The organism is Eubacterium sp. SB2, assembly GCF_001244405.1.
Classification (GTDB): domain Bacteria; phylum Bacillota; class Clostridia; order Lachnospirales; family Lachnospiraceae; genus Faecalicatena; species Faecalicatena contortus_B.
Map to the genome: position 1 here is coordinate 2,319,680 of NZ_LN865153.1, position 19,581 is coordinate 2,339,260.

Below are 19,581 nucleotides of genomic sequence, written 5' to 3' on the forward strand. Positions count from 1 at the left end.
AATTCTCCTTGCAGTTATTTTTAAAACACGTTAACGTCCTGATTTCACCCTCGAATAAACCATAGGCAGAAATCTCCTTACCATATAGATTCCCCTCCCCATCATCAAACATGGGATTGCTTTCTTCCAGCGGAACAGCATCAGTGCAGTCCGAAGCGTCACACTTTCCTTGGCCCGTGCCATCGGTATCAATTCATTGAACAGGCCCTGGGCAAACACCCCCTTACACCACTTATACCTTTGTGCATGATTCATTCCTGAACGCCTGTCACAGTTTCTTTCCAGAGCGGAAAGAATATACCTTGCATACAGGCTCCCCAGAATACTCCTGACTTCTTCCGTGCAGATCCCCCAGTAGGAAAACTGGTCAAACAGCATCTCAATCCGCTGCCTGTGGAGTTTAAAATAATCCGGTACAAACTTATTCGTCAGATTCGCTTCCATCCTTTTGCCGTAATGATACGGCACAATGGACAGAATATTCAATCTTTCTATATCCATAAAATATTTAACATTAAAGACGATATCCTCGATCAGCCTGACATTTTCATAATCCAGCTTCAGCTCCCGGATATAGGAAAGCAGATAAAACTTGTTCCAGGCATACCCATACAGTGTCTGTTGTTCCAGCTCTATTATATGGGGCCGGAATTCTTCAGCAGACCGGTAATAATGTTCTTCCGGGCAGATAGGATGTGTATATTGGAGATGCCCCTTCTTATCATAGTATTCTTCAATATGACCGAACAGCACTGCCTGCGCGGGATTTTTCTCGATAGAGGCATACACTTGCGCCAGCAGGGCAGGATCCACATAATCATCCGGATCCATAAACCAGATGTATTCTCCGCGGGCCGCTCTGGTTCCGGTATTGCGTGCTGCGCTCAACCCCCTGTTCTCCTCATGGCGTATCACCTGGATGCGGGAGTCCTCCGAGGCGTATTTTTCTGCAATCCTTCCGCTTCCATCCTTAGTACAGTCATCTACTACCAGGATCTCCCAATTGTCAAATGTCTGATTCTGTATGCTTTGAATCGCTCTGTCTATATATTTCTCCACGCCGTACGCAGGCATAACGATGGAAAAATAAGGCGTTTTTGCCTCTTTTATATCCATAAATGTACCTCTCAATTTACTTCTTTTCTGTCAGTTCCCTGATTAACTCTTCTATCTTTCTATATGATTTGGGCCTGTCAAACTGTTCCTCCGCAATCTTTCTTGCTTTTTTCCCCATTTCCAGGCGCTTTTCTTCATTCTCATACAAATCTTCGATCGCATCCGCCAGTATTTTGACATCCTCCGGTTCGATATTTACGCCAAAGCCGTCCGCCTCTACTTTTCTTCTGAATTCAGGACTCATGCATGTATTAATCATTGCCCTGCCGGCGGCAAGATAATCACCGATCTTGGTAACAATGCTTTGCGGAGCCTTTCTTACAAAAGAATTGACCAGAATATCCGACTTTTTCAGATAAGCTGCCATTTTATCATAGGGTGCATAACCAACAAATTCTACATTGTAGATCTGGCGTTCCCGCGCCAGCGCTTCCAACTCATCTTTCATCGGGCCGCCGCCCAGTATCTTGATCCGGATATTCTGCCTGCCTCTTCCTGCCAGTTCTTCCGCAGCCAGCACCATGGTACGGATGTCATAGCTGGTTCCGATTGTGCCGGCATAGCTCACCCAGAACTCATGTTCTGTCTTTGCAACCAGAGCGTCATTCTCCTCGGCGCCTTTATCAAATTCTGAGATCTCGTTGCCTACATAAACCGTGGCCTTAGGCACTTCCCTCTTCTGATTCTGAAACGGCCTGTCTCTATATTCATCCGATGTACCGATGACTCCCGATACCAGGGAATAGACCTTTTCTGCATCTCTCTGCAGTGGATGGAATAAAATAGAACTGACCACGGGAATATCCAGCACCATCCGCATGGCCTCCGGCCAAAGGTCGTTTACATCGGCCACAAAAGGAATGCCCCGCCGCTTCGCATATTCGGCTGCCGCCAGCGCCACATCATTGGGCGGAATTTCCGCATAGAGAAGATCATAATCCCCTTCCTTCTCCAGCAGCGCCGTCAGATTCTTTGCTGCGATCTTATGGCTGCGGATTCTTTTCAGATCCACATTTTTCTTGTATCCCGGCTCATATATAAACTTGATACCGAACTGGTAATCCTCTTTTTTAATCTTTTCCATATCCCGCTGGGCTTTTTCCCAATGCTGGAATGTGGTCGTGATCAAATCCACCTGATATCCCGATTTTGTCAGAAAATCGCAAAGGTAGCGGAATCGGGTATAGCCCTTTTCTCCATCCAGTCTTACCCCCATTGTAATGACTGCTATCTTCTTCATCGTATATCCCCCTCTACTTTATCACTGCCAGTACTGTATCTATCATTACCCTGATATCTCCCCAGAAATGAAAGTTCTGGAGATACTGCAGGTTATGTTTCATTTTCACGGGAAGTATATGATCCACATATACTTCATCCACCGATTTCCCCGTCTCCCTCAGATATTTTTCCATCATCAAATCCTCATCCTTGAAGATAATACTGGTACGGGATGTGATTCCTGCGGGAAGGAGAAGCGTTGCCATCATCTCATCGGTATATTGCTCCACATACTTTCTTACTTCCGGCCTGGTTCCAACAAAAGACATGTCCCCGGTTAGTACATTAAAAAGCTGCGGCAGCTCATCCAGCCTGCATTTGCGGAGCATCTTTCCTGCCCTTGTGATGCGGCTGTCCGCCTTGCCGGTGACTAAAGGCCCCTTTTGATCCGCATCTGCAACCATAGTCCTGAACTTGAAAATACGATATGGTTTCCCATATCGTGTAATCCGCTCCTGTCTGTAAAAGACAGGCCCTCTGCTGTCCAATTTTATCCATAGTCCAAGCACAGCCATGACCGGTGCTAAAACAACGGTCAAAACCACTGCAAAAAGAAGATCCATGATGCGTTTCATACACAGACTGAACTTCTTTTTTTTCAATTTATCATAATAAGGCCGGAGTGTCTTGTTCTTCATCGAATCCGGCAGCTGTTCCCATCTGATCATTCTTTTTACTCCTGATTGTAAGAATAACGGCTGCTACGCCCTGTCATAACATTCCTATACACCTGTTACTGTTACACCCTGCGGGCGTGCACAGTAGCATACATCTTTCATCATGTCCCAAGTCCCGAAGGGCTCTTAACATTGGATCTCTATTCTATCGTAATGCTATATCCGCGCTCATAGCAGCGCCCGAAATGTATCGGATACATACTGCACCTGTTCATCAGTCAGGCAGGTATGAAGCGGAAGCGTAATTTCATTTTCAAACTGTGCATAAGCATTCGGAAAGTCCTGTATGTCAAATCCCATCTTCTTATAAGCGGTCAGCATCGGAAGTGGTTTGTAATGGACATTGGACGCAATTCCAGCTTCTGCCAATTCTGTTATAATATTGTTACACTCTTCACGTGATTTGTCAAGCGCACGTACAAGATATAGGTGTCCACTGGACTGATGATGCTCTCCATAGTGTGTCAGCACCTGCACCGGGCTTTCTACCAGCCCCTCATCATACATGCCGATGATTTTTTTTCTTCTCTCCAGAATCTCCGGATACCGCTCCAGCTGCACCAGTCCTATAGCCGCCATAATATCCGTCATGTTGCACTTATAATAAGGCGCCACAACATCGTATTCCCAAGCACCTGCCTGTGTTTTTGCCAGAGCATCCTTGGACTGCCCGTGAAGGGAAAGAAGCATATATTCCCTGTATAGTCCTTCCGCATCCAGACCTGCCTTCTGCAATGTATCGGACCAGGTCACCGCCCCGCCTTCGGCTGTAGTCAGGTTTTTAACTGCATGAAATGAAAAACAGGTGAAATCCGCAATCTCTCCGCACTTTTTGCCCTCCCTGCGCGCGCCAAATGCATGGGCGGCGTCTGCCATCACAAGAATACGGCCAAGCGCTTCCTGCCGCTCATTAGCCGGCCGGTAGATCTGTTTTTTTTCTTCGGCAATACGGAAGATTTCATCGTATCTGCTGTAAATAATGCCGGCCAGATCCACGCATATAATTGCTTTTGTGCGTTCCGTCACCGCCTCCGCCGCTTTCTCTGGATCCATTTCATAGGATCCGGGCAGCGTATCCACTAAAACAGGAACTGCCCCCACATGGCAGATACAGCTGCAGGTAGCCGTATACGTGTATGCAGTCGTAATCACTTCGTCTCCTGCTCCAATTCCCATCACGCGGAGTGTCATCTCCATACAGGCGGTAGCGGAATTCAGACAGGCAGCCTTACGTGTACCGCAGTATTCCGCGATTCTGCGTTCGAATTCCTTGGTCCGCGGCCCGGTAGTGATCCAGCCGCTTTGCAGGGTCTTCCCAACCTCTGTAATTTCTTCTTCGGTAATATCCGGTGGTGAAAATGGTACCTTCATATTTTGTGCCTTCTTTCCTGTTATGATAGGTTTTTTCTGGATTTGGGACTGTCTGTCCGTATATCTGCATCCGCAATCCCTCTGTCCAAAAAAGCGCTGGGCAGTTTGGAACGGGTGTCTGAAAAATCTTTATTCCATCCGGCCTGTATCTGCTGATCCCTGATAATATCTGCATCCCGCAGATGATAGGTCGGAACAATCTTATGGACAATATATTTCATACGGTCGGTCTCCGCATATGCCTCACGATATAAATCCTCCAGATCGTTTAAAAATTCTTCTTCATCAAATTCAATCGGCTTTCCGATGTGTATTTTTTCATTTTCCGTATTCTCCAGACCTTCTTCTGCCATCAGAAGTTCTTCATATAACTTCTCTCCCGGCCGCAGTCCGGTATACTTAATTTCAATATCCATTCCAAGTGTATAGCCCGACAGCCGGATCAGGTTCTTTGCCAGATCCACAATCTTCACCGGCTGGCCCATATCCAGCACAAAGATTTCTCCGCCCTTAGCGCTGGCCCCTGCCTGCAGAACCAGTGAGACGGCCTCCGGAATCGTCATGAAATAGCGGATAATATCCGGGTGGGTCACGGTAACCGGCCCGCCTGCTTCAATTTGTTTCTTAAACAGCGGAATCACGCTTCCGTTGCTGCCCAGCACGTTTCCAAAACGCACTGCAACATACTCTGTCTTTGAACGGTTGTTAAAGGCCTGGATAATCATCTCGCACATCCGCTTGGAGGCGCCCATAATGTTTGTCGGATTAACCGCCTTATCCGTAGAAATAAGCACAAATTTATCAACACCGTACCTGTCCGCCGCAAGCGCTACCTTATAAGTTCCAAAGACGTTATTTTTGATCGCCTCATTGGGACTGTCCTCCATCAGCGGTACGTGCTTGTGCGCGGCCGCATGATAGACAATATCGGGACGGTACTGGGCAAAAACACTATTCACCTTTCTTCCGTTTCTGACCGATCCGATCAGCACCACAAGATCCAGATACGGAAATTTTGCTTTCAGTTCCTGCTGGATATCATAGGCATTGTTTTCGTAGATATCAAAAATAATCAGCTGTTTTACACCGTTTGCCGCTATCTGGCGGCACAGCTCGCTTCCAATGCTTCCGCCTCCGCCTGTCACCAGTACCACCTTGCCGGACACATACCGCCCGATTTTCTCCGTCGTAATTCGAATCGGATCTCTTCCCAACAAGTCTTCAATCTCTACATTGCGCAGTTTTGATACACTGACTTCTCCATTTACCAGCTGGTATACGCCGGGAAGAATCTTCAGCTCACAGTCCGGCACCTTCTGGCAGATATCCAGGATTTTCTGCCGCTCCCGCTTATCTGCGCTTGGGATTGCAATGATGATTTCATTAATCCGGTATTTTTCCGCACTGTGCAGGATCTCTTCCCTGCCGCCCACTACCTTAACTCCGTGGATAAATGTACCTCGTTTTCTTGGATTATCATCGATTACACAGCAGATTTTTGCATCCAGCTCCGTACTAAGTTCCAGTTCTTTCATCACCACATTACAGGCCTCGCCGGCTCCGATAATCATGGTATTGCGCACATGCCTCCCGTGAATATTCCCCCGGTACAAGAGCCTTGCCAGCCTGTATGAAAACCGGCTCAGGCAGGTAAGCAGAAACAAGGCAACAACATAAAGAGGAAAATATCCCCTGTATATGGTCCTGTAAGTGAGATAATAGGCCAGAATATTAAACAAAACCGATGCCAGGCAGGCTTCAATCACATATACCAGTTCTTTGATACTCGCAAATCTCCAAAGGCTTGTATATAATCTGCAGGCAGCAAAGATCACAACGGTCACAATCGTATTCACTACGACCAGATCCAGCACAGAGGTGTAATATTCGGCAGGTATCTCACTGATCTGCATATTAAAGCGGATCCACAATGCCAGAAAGGAACTGGCATTGATAAATACGATATCCAAAACTACAAGCAATGCTTTATAGATAATCGAAAGATCCCACTTTTTTAACAGTTTCATCATATTCTTTTCCTCGGTATCTTAGAATTTTATTGTGCCACTTCAGAATCCGGCAGCGTTTCTCCTGCCTCCACTGCGTCAATGGCCTGTTTAATCTCGTTAATTGAATTCTGATCCGGCTGCGTTACATAGAGGATGCTTCCCGGAGAGGAATAGCATTCCTGATCATCCCCGGTTCCCGTTGCCGACATGGATTTGATATTCCATGCGGACGGCTGATTCAGCTGGCTCTTAATGAGCTCCTGAATCTGCTCCTGGGACATATTCGTATCTACATTCCCGCTGATGCTGCTCAGAATACCGTTTGCGCCTGTCAGGATTGCCGGTGATATCGCCTTCTTGATCATCGCAGTGATGACGGCCTGCTGATTTCTTCCTCTCTGGAAGTCCCCGCCGTCTACATTCTGTCTCTCCCTGGAGAATGCCAGCGCCTGCTGTCCGTTAAAATGATTGACTCCCTGGGCCACATACATCTCAAGGCCTGAATCATAACTGGTGTTGAATTCCTGTTCCGAAACGACATCCACACCGCCGAGTGCATCCACCATCTGTACCAGGGATGTAAAGTTCACTCTTGCATAAAAGTCGATATCCGTATCGTACAGCTTCGCCAGCGTCGCCATTGATGCATCCACCCCGTAAATTCCTGCATGAGTTAGTTTATCCAGCTGTCCGCCCGAAATACCCGGAATCTCTACATAATAATCACGCGGCGTCGTTACAAGCAGGATCTGGTGCGTCGTCGGATTGACAACCGCAATGATATTCACATCGCTTCGGCTGTTAGTCTCAATCGCGCCAAATACATCGATTCCGCTTATATAGACTGTAAAGCAGTCATCATCTACTTTTACGTCAGCTGCAGTATTCTCCAGCTTGCTTGTAATTTCATGGGTATAAATAATCTTTACGCTGTCGCTGTATCCTGTAAATGCCTCTTCCAAAATAGCCGTATAGGCATCGTTGTAAATGATCGCTTCCACAGCGCCGTCATGCAGCGCCTGCGCCTGCTCATTCAGGCTGCTGTATTCTACCGTCGAGATGCTGCTGCCCACTTCCTTATTAATGATATCCACCGTAGATTTCACATCGTCGCCCTTCATCGCGTATTGTACTCCGAAGTCGTAGCCGGATGCATCCTTGATGTTTTCTGCGGGGTCTTGCGCCAGTACAGCGACAACCATCTTATCGACTTTTTTATTGCCGCCGCTAATGTCCTTTACAGTGCCGTTTGTCTTAAATATATAATAGGATCCCAGAACCAGCACGATGGACATCAGCACGCTCAGCACTTTTCCGGCAATCGCTTTTTTCTTAGATATCAGCTGGCTTGAAAGCGGAAGTACCCAAAGTAATACAAGGACCGCAATAATAATCCCCAGATATTTCATGGGCAGCATATTCAAAACAAACAAAGCGGCTATAAACACCAGCGTTACAGCCAGCTGAACTGCGCAGAGTACGATCCCTATCTGTCTGCTCACTTTGTTTGGCGCCGGATGCCTGCCGGAATTGCCTTTTTTGCCGTTACCTGTTCCCCCGGAGGGTCTGCCGCCGTTCGCCGCATTCCTGCTGCCGGCGCTTCCCGGCCTTGCAGCTTTGCTCTTACCATTGCCGCTTTTGCCTCCTTTGGCCACAGATTTGGCCGGATTCCCCTGTACCGTCTTTTTCTGCTTTTCTTCCATTCTGCGGCGCTGTCTGGCCTGCTCTCTCCTGTACGCCTCTCTTTCGCTATCGCTCATTTTATTCTGGCCCATCGGTATGCCCCTTCCATTTCTTTATCTTATTTCAATAATTTATATACTTTCTATATGCAAAACTAAGTTACATACCAAAACATAATAGCATTTTTCAACATTTTTCGCAACAGGATGGAAACTTATTAATATTATATTACGCAAATATTAAGATTTTTTCCGTTCCTTCCAGGTAACCCAGACCGCTCCGGCTACGCAGATTGAGGAATAGCAGCCGCTGATCATACCGATCAGCATAGGAAGTGCAAATATTTTAATAGATTCTATATTATAAATGATTGCAAACACCAGCACAATTGCCACGCACAGCACCGTGGTAAACGCCGTATTAACAGAACGCCCTAATGTTTCCGTTATACTCCTGTTCACAAGCGGAACCAGGCCTTCTTTTGTGTGGCCGCTCATATGCTCCCGTATTCTGTCGTACAGTACGATCGTATCGTTAATAGAATACCCGATTATTGTCAAAGTTACTGATACAAACGCATCATTTAAGGGTATTTTACAAACTCCGAATACCAGAAATACAATGAAAACGTCATGCAGAAGAGCAATCACTCCCGACACTCCCGCAGAAAAGCCCGACAGCGCGGAAAAACGCAGTCTGATATACACAACAATAAACAGAGCGGCCAAAACGATGGCAATTGCAGAATTTTTCAGAGCCCTGGCTCCGATATATGGTTCCACCGCATAGGTTTCCGATGACTGATAGTTTAATTCCGGCTGAACTGCCTGCAATTGCTGCAGCACCTTTTCCTGCTCCTGGGGTGAAATACCCTGATTGCCTCCCAGATTCAAAACCAGCTTCTCCTGCCCCGACACAAAATCCTCTCCTGCCTGGGCGTTGACAGGACGATCTAATACGCCTTCGACTGCCTTGGCAGCTTTTTCCGTATCCGGCGTGCCCTCACAGGTATATTTTAAAATAACCCCGCCGGTAAACTGTGTATCCAGCGTTACACCCCTCACCGCGCTTATAATGCTTCCGGCCGCCAGCACGGATACCGTAAATATCAGGATAGCTTTACGCTTGCCGAGAAAGTCGATCACTTTCCGTTCCTTTTTCACACGGAACAGTTTGAGCTTCTGGAATCCCGGATAAAGAATCACAGAACTCAGCATGACCCTGGAAAGCCATACGCCTGCTGCCAGATTGATCAGTACCCCCGTCAGCAGAGTATAGCCAAAACTCAGCATGGTACCCGAGCCAAAAATCATCAGGATCACCGCCACTGCCGCGGTCGTCACATTTCCGTCCAGTACGGAAGAAAAAGCATTCTTATAGCCGCGCCGCACTGCCGTCCGGATACTGGAGCCTTTCTGCAGCTCCTCCCCGATCCGCTCGCTGATGATCACATTTGCATCCACCGCCATTCCCAGGGACAGGATGAGCCCTGCAATCCCGGGCAGTGTTAAGGTATACTGGGGCACAGACAAAGCCAGAACCTGAAGGCTCATCTGAAATACCAGCGCCAGGCAGGCGATCGTCCCCGGAAGCCGGTAATATAAAATCATAAAAATGCAGACCAGAATGAAGGCCGTGGCCGCAGCCGTTGTCATCGCTTTAAGAGCCCCGCTTCCCAACGTCGGGCTGATGGTATTATAGTTCGTCGTCTTCAAAGAGAACGGCAGCGCCCCCGCATTAATTTTTTCAGACAGCGTTTCCGCCTCTTCCTGAGAACCCATGCCATTGATCACGGCTTGCCCGCCTTTGATTGCTTCCCTGACCACTGGATTGGATATCTGTTCCTCATCCATATAAATGCCCATGGACTGTCCGACCAGCTTCTCCGTGGCATCTGCAAAGTCTTCTGCCCCCTGCTTATCAAATTCAAGAGACACTTCATACTCTCCTGTCTGCTTGTTCTTAACCACACTGCTGTCCGCAACATTTTTGCCTTCTACCAGAACATTCCCCTGTGAGTCCCTGAAGGTCAGCTTCGCAGTCTCACCCAGTTCAGCAATGGCAGCCTCCGGATTGAATGTTTTCTCATCCGACTTCCATGGAAACCGTACAATAATATTCCCATGCTCCTTGTCTGCAGTTACCTCCCTGTCCAAAATATTCTGCGCATCCAGCCGGTTTTCTATCACCGTTCTCGCCGCATCCAGATCCTCTGCGGACGGAGTCTCTGTCACACCCTCCGGCTCAAAGACCGCTTCCACACCGCCCCGTATATCAATCCCAAAACGCATATCCACCGCACCCTTAAAATCACTGCCCAGTCCGAAAATGGCAGCATAAAGAAACACTGCGGTTACACACAGCACAATCCATATATTTCGTTTATGTTCTTTCAAAGTATTAGCCTCCTCTTATTCAACCAGATGATCCCCTGAGGATCCTCCCTATTTTCACTTATGAACACTCATTATGAAAAAGAATAAGAAAGCCGGCCCTTTTTCCCGTCCCGCTGCTGGATAATATGAACCTGAAGCATGGCATAATTCTGAAAACCCATGCAAAAAGACTGAACCGCAGACCACGTCCTGCCATCCAGAAGAAATTGAAAAACACTTAATATAAGAAAGACTTCAACAAAAAACAAAGAAGGCTCCGCAGAATCCTCATCCATCCTGCCGCCGCGCATAAAAACCGTATCCTTCGCTTCCGAAGCAGGCATAAAATCCAAACTCCCCGTACGCAGGCTGTCTCCCCCGTCCATCCGCTGTCCCGCATACCCACATCCGCCAGCCCGGAATCCTTCTCCCAAACGCTCTGCACATGTATCGTTTCCCAAAACAGCTGCAGCAGACTGCAGCGCACCGCCCCCTTCGTTCCGACAGCCCGCCCGAAATCCGCCAACGCTCTCCAAAGCCGCAAAAAACACCATACAAACAATCAAAACAACCACAGCCGCTCTCTGATTCCTGTTCTTCACGATGCCCTTCCCGCCTTTCCCGCCGATTTCTGTCACAGCCCCATTATAACCTCCCTCCCCTTTTATCACAACACCAAATTTCTAAAAATACAAGTCCCTCACATATCATTTATCCCCTCCTCAGAAGACAAAGCAACACCAAAGAAACACACATATGCCTCTCCCGGATTTACTCCCTCCTTAGAAATTAAATCCTACCGCCCGGATGCACCAGCTGAGAAAAAGGGGAGGAAGGTTTCTGCCGGGGCTGTATATGCCGTTTCGGAAGCCTTAAAGTCCGTACTAGAATCCGTTGAAGAAAAAGCGGGAAAAACAGAGGGCGGAATTTGATGTCCGCATCAAATTCCGAGGCGGCCTAAGACCCGAAATTATCAAATTTCGGGTTGCATGCCGCTGATCCCTCTGTTTTTCCCGCTTTTTCTTCTACGGATTCTTAGCGGACGGCCGGTTTCCGAAACGGCATATACAGCCCCGGCAGAAACCTTCCTCCCCTTTTTCTCAGCGTCCCCCACCCGCGAATACTAAGATTTCTAAGCAATAAAATCTACACTTTTCCGCACATCAGTGTTATAATAAGGAAACACATAGACCCATAAGCCAAACCCAAGTGTATACACGAAGGAGGAAAAACTATGAAATTAATAATTACAATGAGCCGCCGTTTTGGTACCGGAGCAAGTATCATTGCAAATGAGCTGTCCCAGCGACTGAACATCCCGGTATACGACAAAGCCTACATTGAACATACAATAGATGACAAAATGTACGACTCAGAAGCCGAAGCAATCCGTGAACTTGCCAAAAGCCCCTGCATCATCCTCGGCCGCTGCGCATCCGACATTCTGAAAGACCGTCTAAACGTCCTGAATATTTTCGTCTGCGCAGACAAAGAAGACCGTATATCCCGCATCATGGAGCTGGAATCCCTCACCCACGAGGAAGCCAAAGAAAAAGTCGAGAGTACCGACAAAGAAAGAGCCGCCTACTACTACGAACACACCGGCAAAACCTGGGGTGATGTAAACGACTACCACATGATCCTGGACACCTCCGAACTAGGAGTAGAAAACTGCGCCGACATCCTGATGCATTACTTCGAAAAACTAGAGTACATATAAACAAAATATTTAACCGCCTGAAAAAAGCTATCCATTATAGCTTCACAGCCCTGCCGAGTCCAGCACATCCCCCGTCCCCCAGTTCAATTCGCTTCTCCCACTCCCGCCAGGATGCACCAGCCCAGCGGACCGCAAGAGGAAGGATGCCCTGTGAGATGCGGGACGGAATGCGCGGCAAGGTCTGTGCTGTTTTGCAGGGCGTAGAGCAGGCTTACCAGCAGTAAGAGAAAAAAGACAGGATTGCAGAGATGGAAATTGCTCTCCAAAGCAATTTCCAAAGAGACCTGAGCCGCTTAAGCATCAGCTTAAGCGGTGAATGTCTCTGGTTCTCTGCAATCCTGTCTTTTTTCTCCTACTGCTGGTTCGCCTGCGGGTCGCCCTGCAAAACAGCACAGACCTTGCCGCGCATTCCGTCCCGCATCTCACAGGGCATCCTTCCTCTTGCGGTTCGCTGGGCGTCAAACTCCCCTCTCGAAGACCTCTCTGCGCAGTTCTTTATTCTGATGTGCCACGATAGTTGTGCAAACCGCATCCCCCGTTATGTTAACCGCCGTTCTCGTCATATCCAGTATCCTGTCAATGCCCATGATCAGTGCAATTCCCTCTACCGGAAGCCCGACCGCATTGAACACCATGGAGAGTGTAATCAGCCCGACGCTCGGTACTCCCGCCGTTCCGATTGACGCCAATGTAGCGGTTGCGATCACCGTAATATAATCCGCCGGCGACAGACTGATTCCAAAGGCCTGGGACACAAAAACGACAGCCACTCCCTGCATGATTGCTGTTCCATCCATATTGATCGTTGCTCCGAGCGGTATCGTAAAGGAGGATATCTTTTTGGACACTCCCATTTTTTTATCCAGCGTTTCTATGGATAGCGGTATGGTAGCATTGGATGTTGCCGTAGAGAATGCAAATCCCATAACCGGCAGAAACTTCTTTACGAATTTAACAGGGTTCAGCCCTGTAAATATTTTCAGCAGGATCTGGTATACACCGAACCCCTGCAGCAGCAGCGCTAAAAATACCGCCGCCATATATTTGAGCATGGGAAGGAATGCATCGAATCCGATTCCGGCAAAGGTCTTTGCGATCAGGCAGAACACCCCGATCGGGGCGGCCTTCATCACCGCCATCGTCATATCCATCATCAGGTCATTGAACTGGGCAAAGAACTGAGAAACAGACGCTGCGCGCTCTCCTCTTTTCGCCAGCAGAATCCCCACAAATATAGCAAAGAATATAATCTGAAGCATATTCCCTTCCGCCAATCCCTGTATCGGATTTTTCGGAATTATTTCCAGGATAGTATCCGCAAAACTGACTGCCTCTGCAGCTGCTGTCTCTGTTTTTTCCACGCTGCTGATATCCAACCCCACTCCAGGATTGATCAGATTGCCGATCCCCAGTGCCAACGTGATCGCCGCTGCCGTAGTAAACAGATAAAAAACAATCGTCTTAACGCCCACCTTCCCGAGCGTCTTTGTATCCCCTATCGCCATACTGCCGCAGACAAGAGAGCAAAACACAAGCGGTACAACCAGCATCTGCATAGCCCTGAGAAATCCATTGCCGATCACATAAAAGATCCCGTTAATGATAACGGTATCTCTGGTATATCCTGCCGGCACCAGATAGTGGAGTATAATCCCTGCCGCCGCACCGAGCAGCAGACTGATGAAAATCAATGTCGTAAGACCAAATTTTTTCTTCTTTGTCTCTTCCATTAAATTTCCGCTCCTTCCTGCAGGTTAAGCTCCTGTAAATACTCTTTCAGTGCGGCTTGCCACGGTCCCGGCTCTTCAATTCCGCACATCCTAAGCATCATATTATCCAGAATGGTATACCTTATTCCGCAGTTTTCTGCGGATCCGCCCGCAGGGCATGCATTGCGGGGTGCCCTTTGGGTATACCTTATTCCGCAGTTTTCTGCAGATCCGCCCGAAGTGCATGAGTTGCTGGATGCACTTTGGATATACGTGCTTCCACAGTTCTCTGTATACCTGCAAGTCTCTTGCCCAGGTTCTTCCAGTTCTACCGGTTCCAGCTTAACATCCTGTCTGCCCATGATCCGCAGTATCTCCTGCGCCAGTTCATAGCGGCTGCAGGACCCGCTGCAGACTGCATGGTAGATTCCCTCCTGCTCTTCCTTGATCAGACGCAGGATTACCTTGCACAGCTCCCTTGCGCTGGTGGGACATGCATATTCATTGATGGCAGCCTCGATAATGCCGCCATGTTGAACCTGCTCTATAATGGAATTTACAAAGTTATGCCCTTCCTTTCCATATACCCAGGAGCTTCTGATTATCAGATGCTTAGGCGCCAGTTCTTTGACGAAATTTTCCCCGGCAAGCTTTGATTTTCCATAGACCGTTCTCGGATTTGGCGTATCAAACTCGTGAAAACTCCTGCAGCTGTTATCCCAGAAAATATCATCTGTTGATATCTGAATGATCCTTGCATCAATTTTTCTGGCAATGGCGCTTAGGTTTCTCGCACCCAATGCGTTTACCTTGTAGGCCTGTTCTATATTATCCTCACATTCCTGTACATCCGTCATTCCCGCACAGTTAATAATTGTGTTCGGACGATTTCTGCTGCCAAACAAATTCACATCAGCTGCACAGGTAATGTCCAGTTCCTCCACATCTGTCTCCAGGAGTTCAACATCCCGCATATCCAGCATATTGTGTATCATCGTACCCACACGTCCAGCCGCGCCTGCAACCCAGATTTTCCCATAGTCGTATCCCATTCGCTCTTCTCCCTTCCGTAAAGTCCTCAATTGATTCCCAGCTGTACACTGTTCCTGTCATATCCACAACCCGTGTATTATATATGGGATTCCCCCAAATTTCAAGGTTTTACGGCCATTTTACAGAATTTTGCATATAATATAGGAAGAATCACTGTAGGATTTTGCGTATGTATCTTATCATCACTTCTATCATTGTAATACTGCTCTTACTTTGCGCGTTTTTCTGCATCCGCAGAAAACGGAGCCTGACAAAGGTCCGGAAAATGTCCTGCACGAAAAAATGCAGCCTCCTGAATGAACTCGCGGAGCCTTTCGGCTTCACGTATCAGTTTGTACAGGATATTTTTACTACCAGTACGGACGCGTGGCAAAAAGAATCCGGCTGCGGGGAATTTTACGACCAGACAGCCCTGTCTGCAAACATGGTTTTTGACCGTGAGCCCGTCTACTTTAATTATCGGGGTAGGACCTGGCTGATCGAGTTCTGGAAGGGGCAGTATGGGATCAGTACCGGGGCCGAGGCCGGAATCTGCCATGCAGATACGATCATACCGCCTGCGCTGCGGCGCCAGACAATCTTTCCAGCCGCAGAACCGGAAGAAATGCTGCCTGTCCGGCTCAGGCTGATCGGACCAGAATGCCCGTTTTTCAATCTGTCCCAGACCCACTGGCGGCCGGGGGGATTTGTCATGGGTACCTGTACGCAGCCGGAGGACCTGCTTCTGGAGGCGGTACTGACTTTTCCGGAAGAATCTATGTGCCGCTCTTTTACCCGCGCCCTCATTGGGCTGGGCTATAAAGACAGTGAAATCCTGGTCTACGGCACTACCGTACAATTTTACCTCACTGACCCCAAAGTGCCGGGCGTTCCATGGGATACCTGGGTACAGAGCTATGTATTGTGGAAATCCAGGCTGGCCTGCCGGCTGTACCTCTGGATAACCAGGCCGTTTTACAGCACCGCTGACAGGCTTCTTTTCCTCTATTATCTGTCCCCTTTTCTGTTTCGGAAGACACTTCGCATCCGCAGAATTGGAAAAAGAACCGGGAGGCACTCATGAGCTGGTACCAGAGGATTTCGCGTGCTTTTTCAGAAGCACCGGAAGTCCCCTTATACAGCACCTCACGTTTTGTGCTTATCAGTGACTGCCATCGCGGCACCGGTGATCACAATGACAATTTTCTAAAGAATCAGAACCTCTATTTTGCGGCCCTAAATTACTATTATGAGAGGGGATTTTCATATATTGAACTGGGTGACGGAGATGAATTGTGGGAAAACAGGTCATTTTCCAGAATCATAGACATTCACAGTAATGTGTTCTGGCTGCTCCGGGAATTTAAAAACAAAGGACGGCTGTATATGCTTTACGGAAACCACGACCAGAGCAAACGCCACTGCGGCTACTGTCGAAAACACTGTTCCACATACCACGCCAGCGGACAGGCGGACGAAGTCCCTCTCTTTCCTGATATGTGCTATCTTCAGGGGGTGATATTAAAAGATATGGAACATGGGAGAGATCTGTATCTGACCCACGGACACCAGGCTGATTTTCTAAACAGTACAGGCAGCCCGGCCGCAAGATTTCTCGTGCGGTACCTCTGGAAGCCGCTGGAGGCGCTTGGGGTATCCGATCCAACCAGTGCCGCCAGAAATTATTCCAGGAAGAAAAAAGTAGAAAAGCGTCTCTCCGACTGGGCACTCAGGGAACAGAAAGTACTCATAGCAGGCCATACCCACCGCCCTATGACCGGATCGGATGCCTCTCCCTACTTCAATACCGGCAGCTGTGTACACCCCCGTTGCATTACCTGCATTGAAATCCAAAACCGTCGCCTGACGCTGGTAAAATGGACGCTGCGCACCAGAGAAGACCGCACCCTGTATGTTGCGCGCGAAACGCTGGGGGAAAGCTGGGATTTCTGATTTAAAGAACCCCCAGGTGCTCCAGCAGAATTTTCAGTCCCAGCAAGATCAGAATCACGCCCCCCGCCAGCTCCGCTTTAGCCTTATACTTTGTTCCAAAGACATTTCCGATCTTCACGCCGGCTGCAGATAAGAGAAAGGTTGTAACTCCGATAAAGAAAACCGCTGATATAATATCTACATGAAGAAAAGCGAAAGTAATCCCAATAGCCAGGGCATCTATGCTGGTTGCAACAGCAAGGACGAACATCGTTTTGACATCCAGCGCATCGCTGGCCGCCTCGCAGCCCGGGGACAACGCCTCCCTGATCATATTAAATCCAATGATGCCCAGCAGAATAAAGGCAATCCAATGATCAACAGCCGTAATCTTATCTTTAAACTGCACCCCCAGAAAGTACCCTGCCAGCGGCATCAGCGCCTGAAAACCACCGAACCACAGCCCCACAACGGAAGCCTTTTTCACGGTAATCTTCGGCATCGCCAGCCCCTTACAGACAGACACCGCAAAAGCATCCATTGATAAACCTACCGCCAATAAAAACAATTCAATAATTCCCATCTGTCATCTTCCTCCTTTGTGAACCTTCCCACGTGCTAGTACATCGAAAAATAAGTAACTGACTCTTAAGCCGATATAAATTTTCGAGAGTGCTGCTTCACAAACGCAGGCGTAGCGGGCTACGCTGAGGCTTGTGGAGTAGTGCTATCGGAAATTTAAATTGGTTTAAGTGGCAGTTAATTATTATTCGATGTACTAGTACAGCAGTGCACGAATAATTCAGCAATAAGCACCTGCTCTCTACGCCATAGCTGTACCTGCTTTCGCTAGACGTAGGAACCACTACGCCGTCGCGAAAGCAGGCACAACTCTGGCGCAGATATCAGGCGTTTATTACTGAAAGATTAATGCACTGCTGTACTAGCCTGCGCTGCAACATAAAAAGAGACACATGTACAGCAAAAAACTGTACATGAGTCTCATTATTTAAGATAAGCCAGACCTCCTCGGCCAGTATGTTGACTTACCACGTATGCACTACGCTAATTACTCCCTCACGAACTCCTAATATTTTACCATCCCATCAGGAAAACTTCAAGTATAAAATATTTTTTTGATGGGGGACGCTTGGCATGGAACAGGACGGCTGACAGACAAAAGCATATCTCTCCCTGGAGTGCGATCCGCTGCGCATAGCCAGTTCAAATCCGCTGCTCCCGTCCAGAGGCCCCAAATGAATGTATATTATCCTCCCGATTGGATGAACCAGCTTCATGACAGGGCTGCCGGGAAGGGACTGGGGCTGTATATGCCGTTTCGGTATGCTGGAGTGCGCTTACTGCTTCTTAAAAAAACGACGCCGGATATACGGGAAAAAACTTGATCTCCAAATCAAGTTTTTGGAGAACCCAGCGCGGGGAATCATCAGATTCCCCGTGATGTGTTCTCCGTGCCCGTATATCCGGCATCGTTTTTTTAGAAGCAGTTAGCAGCACGGGTGCATACCGAAACGGCATATACAGCCCCAGTCCCTTCCCGGCAGCCCTGTCATGAAGCGTCCCCCTCCGCCAACGAAACTAAAACTCGTTAACTATTCGTCCGCCCCCTCTTCCTCATTCTGTACGATAGTCACACCCTGTTTTTCAAATTTTACTTTTTTCCATACTTTTTCATGTTCTGTTATCTTTGTATCTTTTCTCCACTGTTCCAGGAGGGAATCGTACTGTTCCTGCTTTCTTTCCTCCACAATGGATTCCTTTTTGGCATCTGTGGCCTCTCTGTCCAGGTTGCTGGTCAGCTTTGCTACGTAGATTCCGTTGTCAGATTCTACGATGCCGGTTACATCGCCTTCCTCCAGCGCATCTGCTGCCTTTACCAGGTCAGCCGTGGGCGATGTGGATTCGGAATCAAAGGTTGCTGTCTGTACTTCCAGATCTGCTTCTGAAGCCGCTGCCTCCAGATCCTTACCGTCACTGTTTTTCAGATCTTCTGCAAACTTCTCTGCTGTCTCTTTCAGGGCCGACTTTTCATCGTCCGTCATGGCCTCTGAATTGCCTTCCCCATCTGTCTTATTATAGGAGAACAGCACATACTGCATACTCTTCTGCGCCGCTTCTTCGTCGGAAACCTCTTCGTCCACGCCTTCTTTCATCGGAGCATTCATCTTTGCCTGAATGGTAGCCAACTCCAGAAATGTCTTGACGTACTTCTCGTAACCAGACACCACCTCTTTATCCTCCAGCGTGTTGTCTTCCACAAAGGATTCTGCTGCCTTCTTAATCGCCTTTTTATCATCATCGGTCAGTTCCACTTGATAATCGGCCGCGTGCTGCTTCAGAAGATACATGTCCTCGATTGCTTTCAAGGTACTTTCCTTTGTCGTATCCTCATAGGTCTTGCCCTCTTCTACTTCCTGTGTCCACATGGCCTCGCCGGTGGTTCCCATCATCCCGGCATAATATGTCTCATACTGTGCCTGCTGCATCCTTGCATAAAAGTTAGCAACCCCCAGCACAATCTTGTCTTCTCCTACTTCGGCAACTACGGCATCATTATTCATAGAGCGGCTGCACCCTGCCAGGGAAGAAACCGCGATAAGGCCCGCAGCAGCCATGATCATCACTCTTTTTTTGAACTGTCCCATAACATCCTCC

The 19,581-nt window shown here is 48.2% G+C and carries 16 protein-coding genes; 4 read left to right on the forward strand and 12 right to left on the reverse strand.

Going from position 1 to position 19,581, the window contains the following annotated elements; all coding sequences use genetic code 11:
• Positions 1-30: 30 nt before the first annotated feature.
• The 8 genes from BN1938_RS22635 to BN1938_RS22670 all read right to left on the reverse strand — a co-directional run bounded on the left by BN1938_RS22635 (position 31) and on the right by BN1938_RS22670 (position 11,150).
• Positions 31-1,116 (reverse strand): glycosyltransferase family 2 protein, encoded by a 1,086-nt coding sequence (locus BN1938_RS22635; protein ID WP_050642645.1) that lies wholly within the window; start codon positions 1,114-1,116, stop codon positions 31-33.
• Positions 1,117-1,132: 16 nt separating this feature from the next.
• Positions 1,133-2,356 carry a glycosyltransferase family 4 protein gene (locus BN1938_RS22640; protein ID WP_050642646.1) on the reverse strand — a complete coding sequence of 408 codons (1,224 nt, stop codon included), beginning with the start codon at positions 2,354-2,356 and terminating at the stop codon, positions 1,133-1,135.
• A gap of 13 nt (positions 2,357-2,369) precedes the next feature.
• Positions 2,370-3,065, reverse strand: a complete 696-nt coding sequence (locus BN1938_RS22645) for a sugar transferase (RefSeq protein ID WP_050642647.1) — start codon at positions 3,063-3,065, stop codon at positions 2,370-2,372.
• Between the two features lie 177 nt (positions 3,066-3,242).
• Positions 3,243-4,445: a DegT/DnrJ/EryC1/StrS family aminotransferase gene (locus BN1938_RS22650; RefSeq protein ID WP_050642648.1), complete on the reverse strand. Its 1,203-nt coding sequence runs from the start codon at positions 4,443-4,445 to the stop codon at positions 3,243-3,245.
• Positions 4,446-4,465: 20 nt separating this feature from the next.
• Positions 4,466-6,472 (reverse strand): polysaccharide biosynthesis protein, encoded by a 2,007-nt coding sequence (locus BN1938_RS22655; RefSeq protein ID WP_347562031.1) that lies wholly within the window; start codon positions 6,470-6,472, stop codon positions 4,466-4,468.
• A 29-nt stretch (positions 6,473-6,501) separates the two neighbouring features.
• Positions 6,502-8,229 carry an LCP family protein gene (locus BN1938_RS22660; RefSeq protein ID WP_242843907.1) on the reverse strand — a complete coding sequence of 576 codons (1,728 nt, stop codon included), beginning with the start codon at positions 8,227-8,229 and terminating at the stop codon, positions 6,502-6,504.
• Between the two features lie 147 nt (positions 8,230-8,376).
• A complete protein-coding gene (secD, locus tag BN1938_RS22665; protein WP_050642650.1) occupies positions 8,377-10,533 on the reverse strand; it encodes a protein translocase subunit SecD in 2,157 nt (718 codons plus the stop codon).
• Positions 10,534-10,604: 71 nt separating this feature from the next.
• A complete protein-coding gene (locus tag BN1938_RS22670) occupies positions 10,605-11,150 on the reverse strand; it encodes a hypothetical protein (protein WP_050642651.1) in 546 nt (181 codons plus the stop codon).
• Between the two features lie 596 nt (positions 11,151-11,746).
• Between BN1938_RS22670 and BN1938_RS22675 the strand changes: the two genes are divergently transcribed.
• Entirely contained in the window at positions 11,747-12,232 is a 486-nt protein-coding gene (locus BN1938_RS22675) for a cytidylate kinase-like family protein (RefSeq protein ID WP_050642652.1), read from the forward strand.
• Positions 12,233-12,690: 458 nt separating this feature from the next.
• On the opposite strand, the gene BN1938_RS22680 is transcribed toward BN1938_RS22675, so the two are convergent.
• Complete coding sequence (locus BN1938_RS22680) at positions 12,691-13,962, reverse strand: dicarboxylate/amino acid:cation symporter (RefSeq protein WP_050642653.1); 1,272 nt, start codon at positions 13,960-13,962, stop codon at positions 12,691-12,693.
• Entirely contained in the window at positions 13,962-14,993 is a 1,032-nt protein-coding gene (locus BN1938_RS22685; protein ID WP_050642654.1) for an SDR family oxidoreductase, read from the reverse strand. The genes BN1938_RS22680 and BN1938_RS22685 overlap by 1 nt, the downstream gene beginning before the upstream one ends.
• Positions 14,994-15,163: 170 nt before the next feature.
• On the opposite strand from BN1938_RS22685, the gene BN1938_RS22690 reads away from it, so the two are divergent.
• On the forward strand, positions 15,164-16,057 hold the full coding sequence (locus tag BN1938_RS22690) for a DUF4474 domain-containing protein (RefSeq protein WP_050642655.1): 894 nt from the start codon (positions 15,164-15,166) through the stop codon (positions 16,055-16,057).
• Complete coding sequence (locus BN1938_RS22695; protein WP_050642656.1) at positions 16,054-16,926, forward strand: metallophosphoesterase; 873 nt, start codon at positions 16,054-16,056, stop codon at positions 16,924-16,926. The genes BN1938_RS22690 and BN1938_RS22695 overlap by 4 nt, the downstream gene beginning before the upstream one ends.
• 1 nt (position 16,927) lies before the next feature.
• Here the strand turns inward: BN1938_RS22695 and BN1938_RS22700 are convergent, their stop codons facing one another.
• Positions 16,928-17,488 (reverse strand): manganese efflux pump MntP, encoded by a 561-nt coding sequence (locus BN1938_RS22700; RefSeq protein WP_050642657.1) that lies wholly within the window; start codon positions 17,486-17,488, stop codon positions 16,928-16,930.
• 673 nt (positions 17,489-18,161) lie between these two features.
• Here BN1938_RS22700 and BN1938_RS23555 point away from each other — a divergent pair.
• Positions 18,162-18,311 (forward strand): hypothetical protein, encoded by a 150-nt coding sequence (locus BN1938_RS23555; RefSeq protein ID WP_156320712.1) that lies wholly within the window; start codon positions 18,162-18,164, stop codon positions 18,309-18,311.
• 207 nt (positions 18,312-18,518) lie between these two features.
• Here BN1938_RS23555 and BN1938_RS22705 read toward each other — a convergent pair whose 3' ends face one another.
• Positions 18,519-19,571, reverse strand: coding sequence for a peptidylprolyl isomerase (locus tag BN1938_RS22705; RefSeq protein ID WP_050642658.1), 1,053 nt, complete (start codon positions 19,569-19,571; stop codon positions 18,519-18,521).
• Positions 19,572-19,581 lie beyond the last annotated feature (10 nt).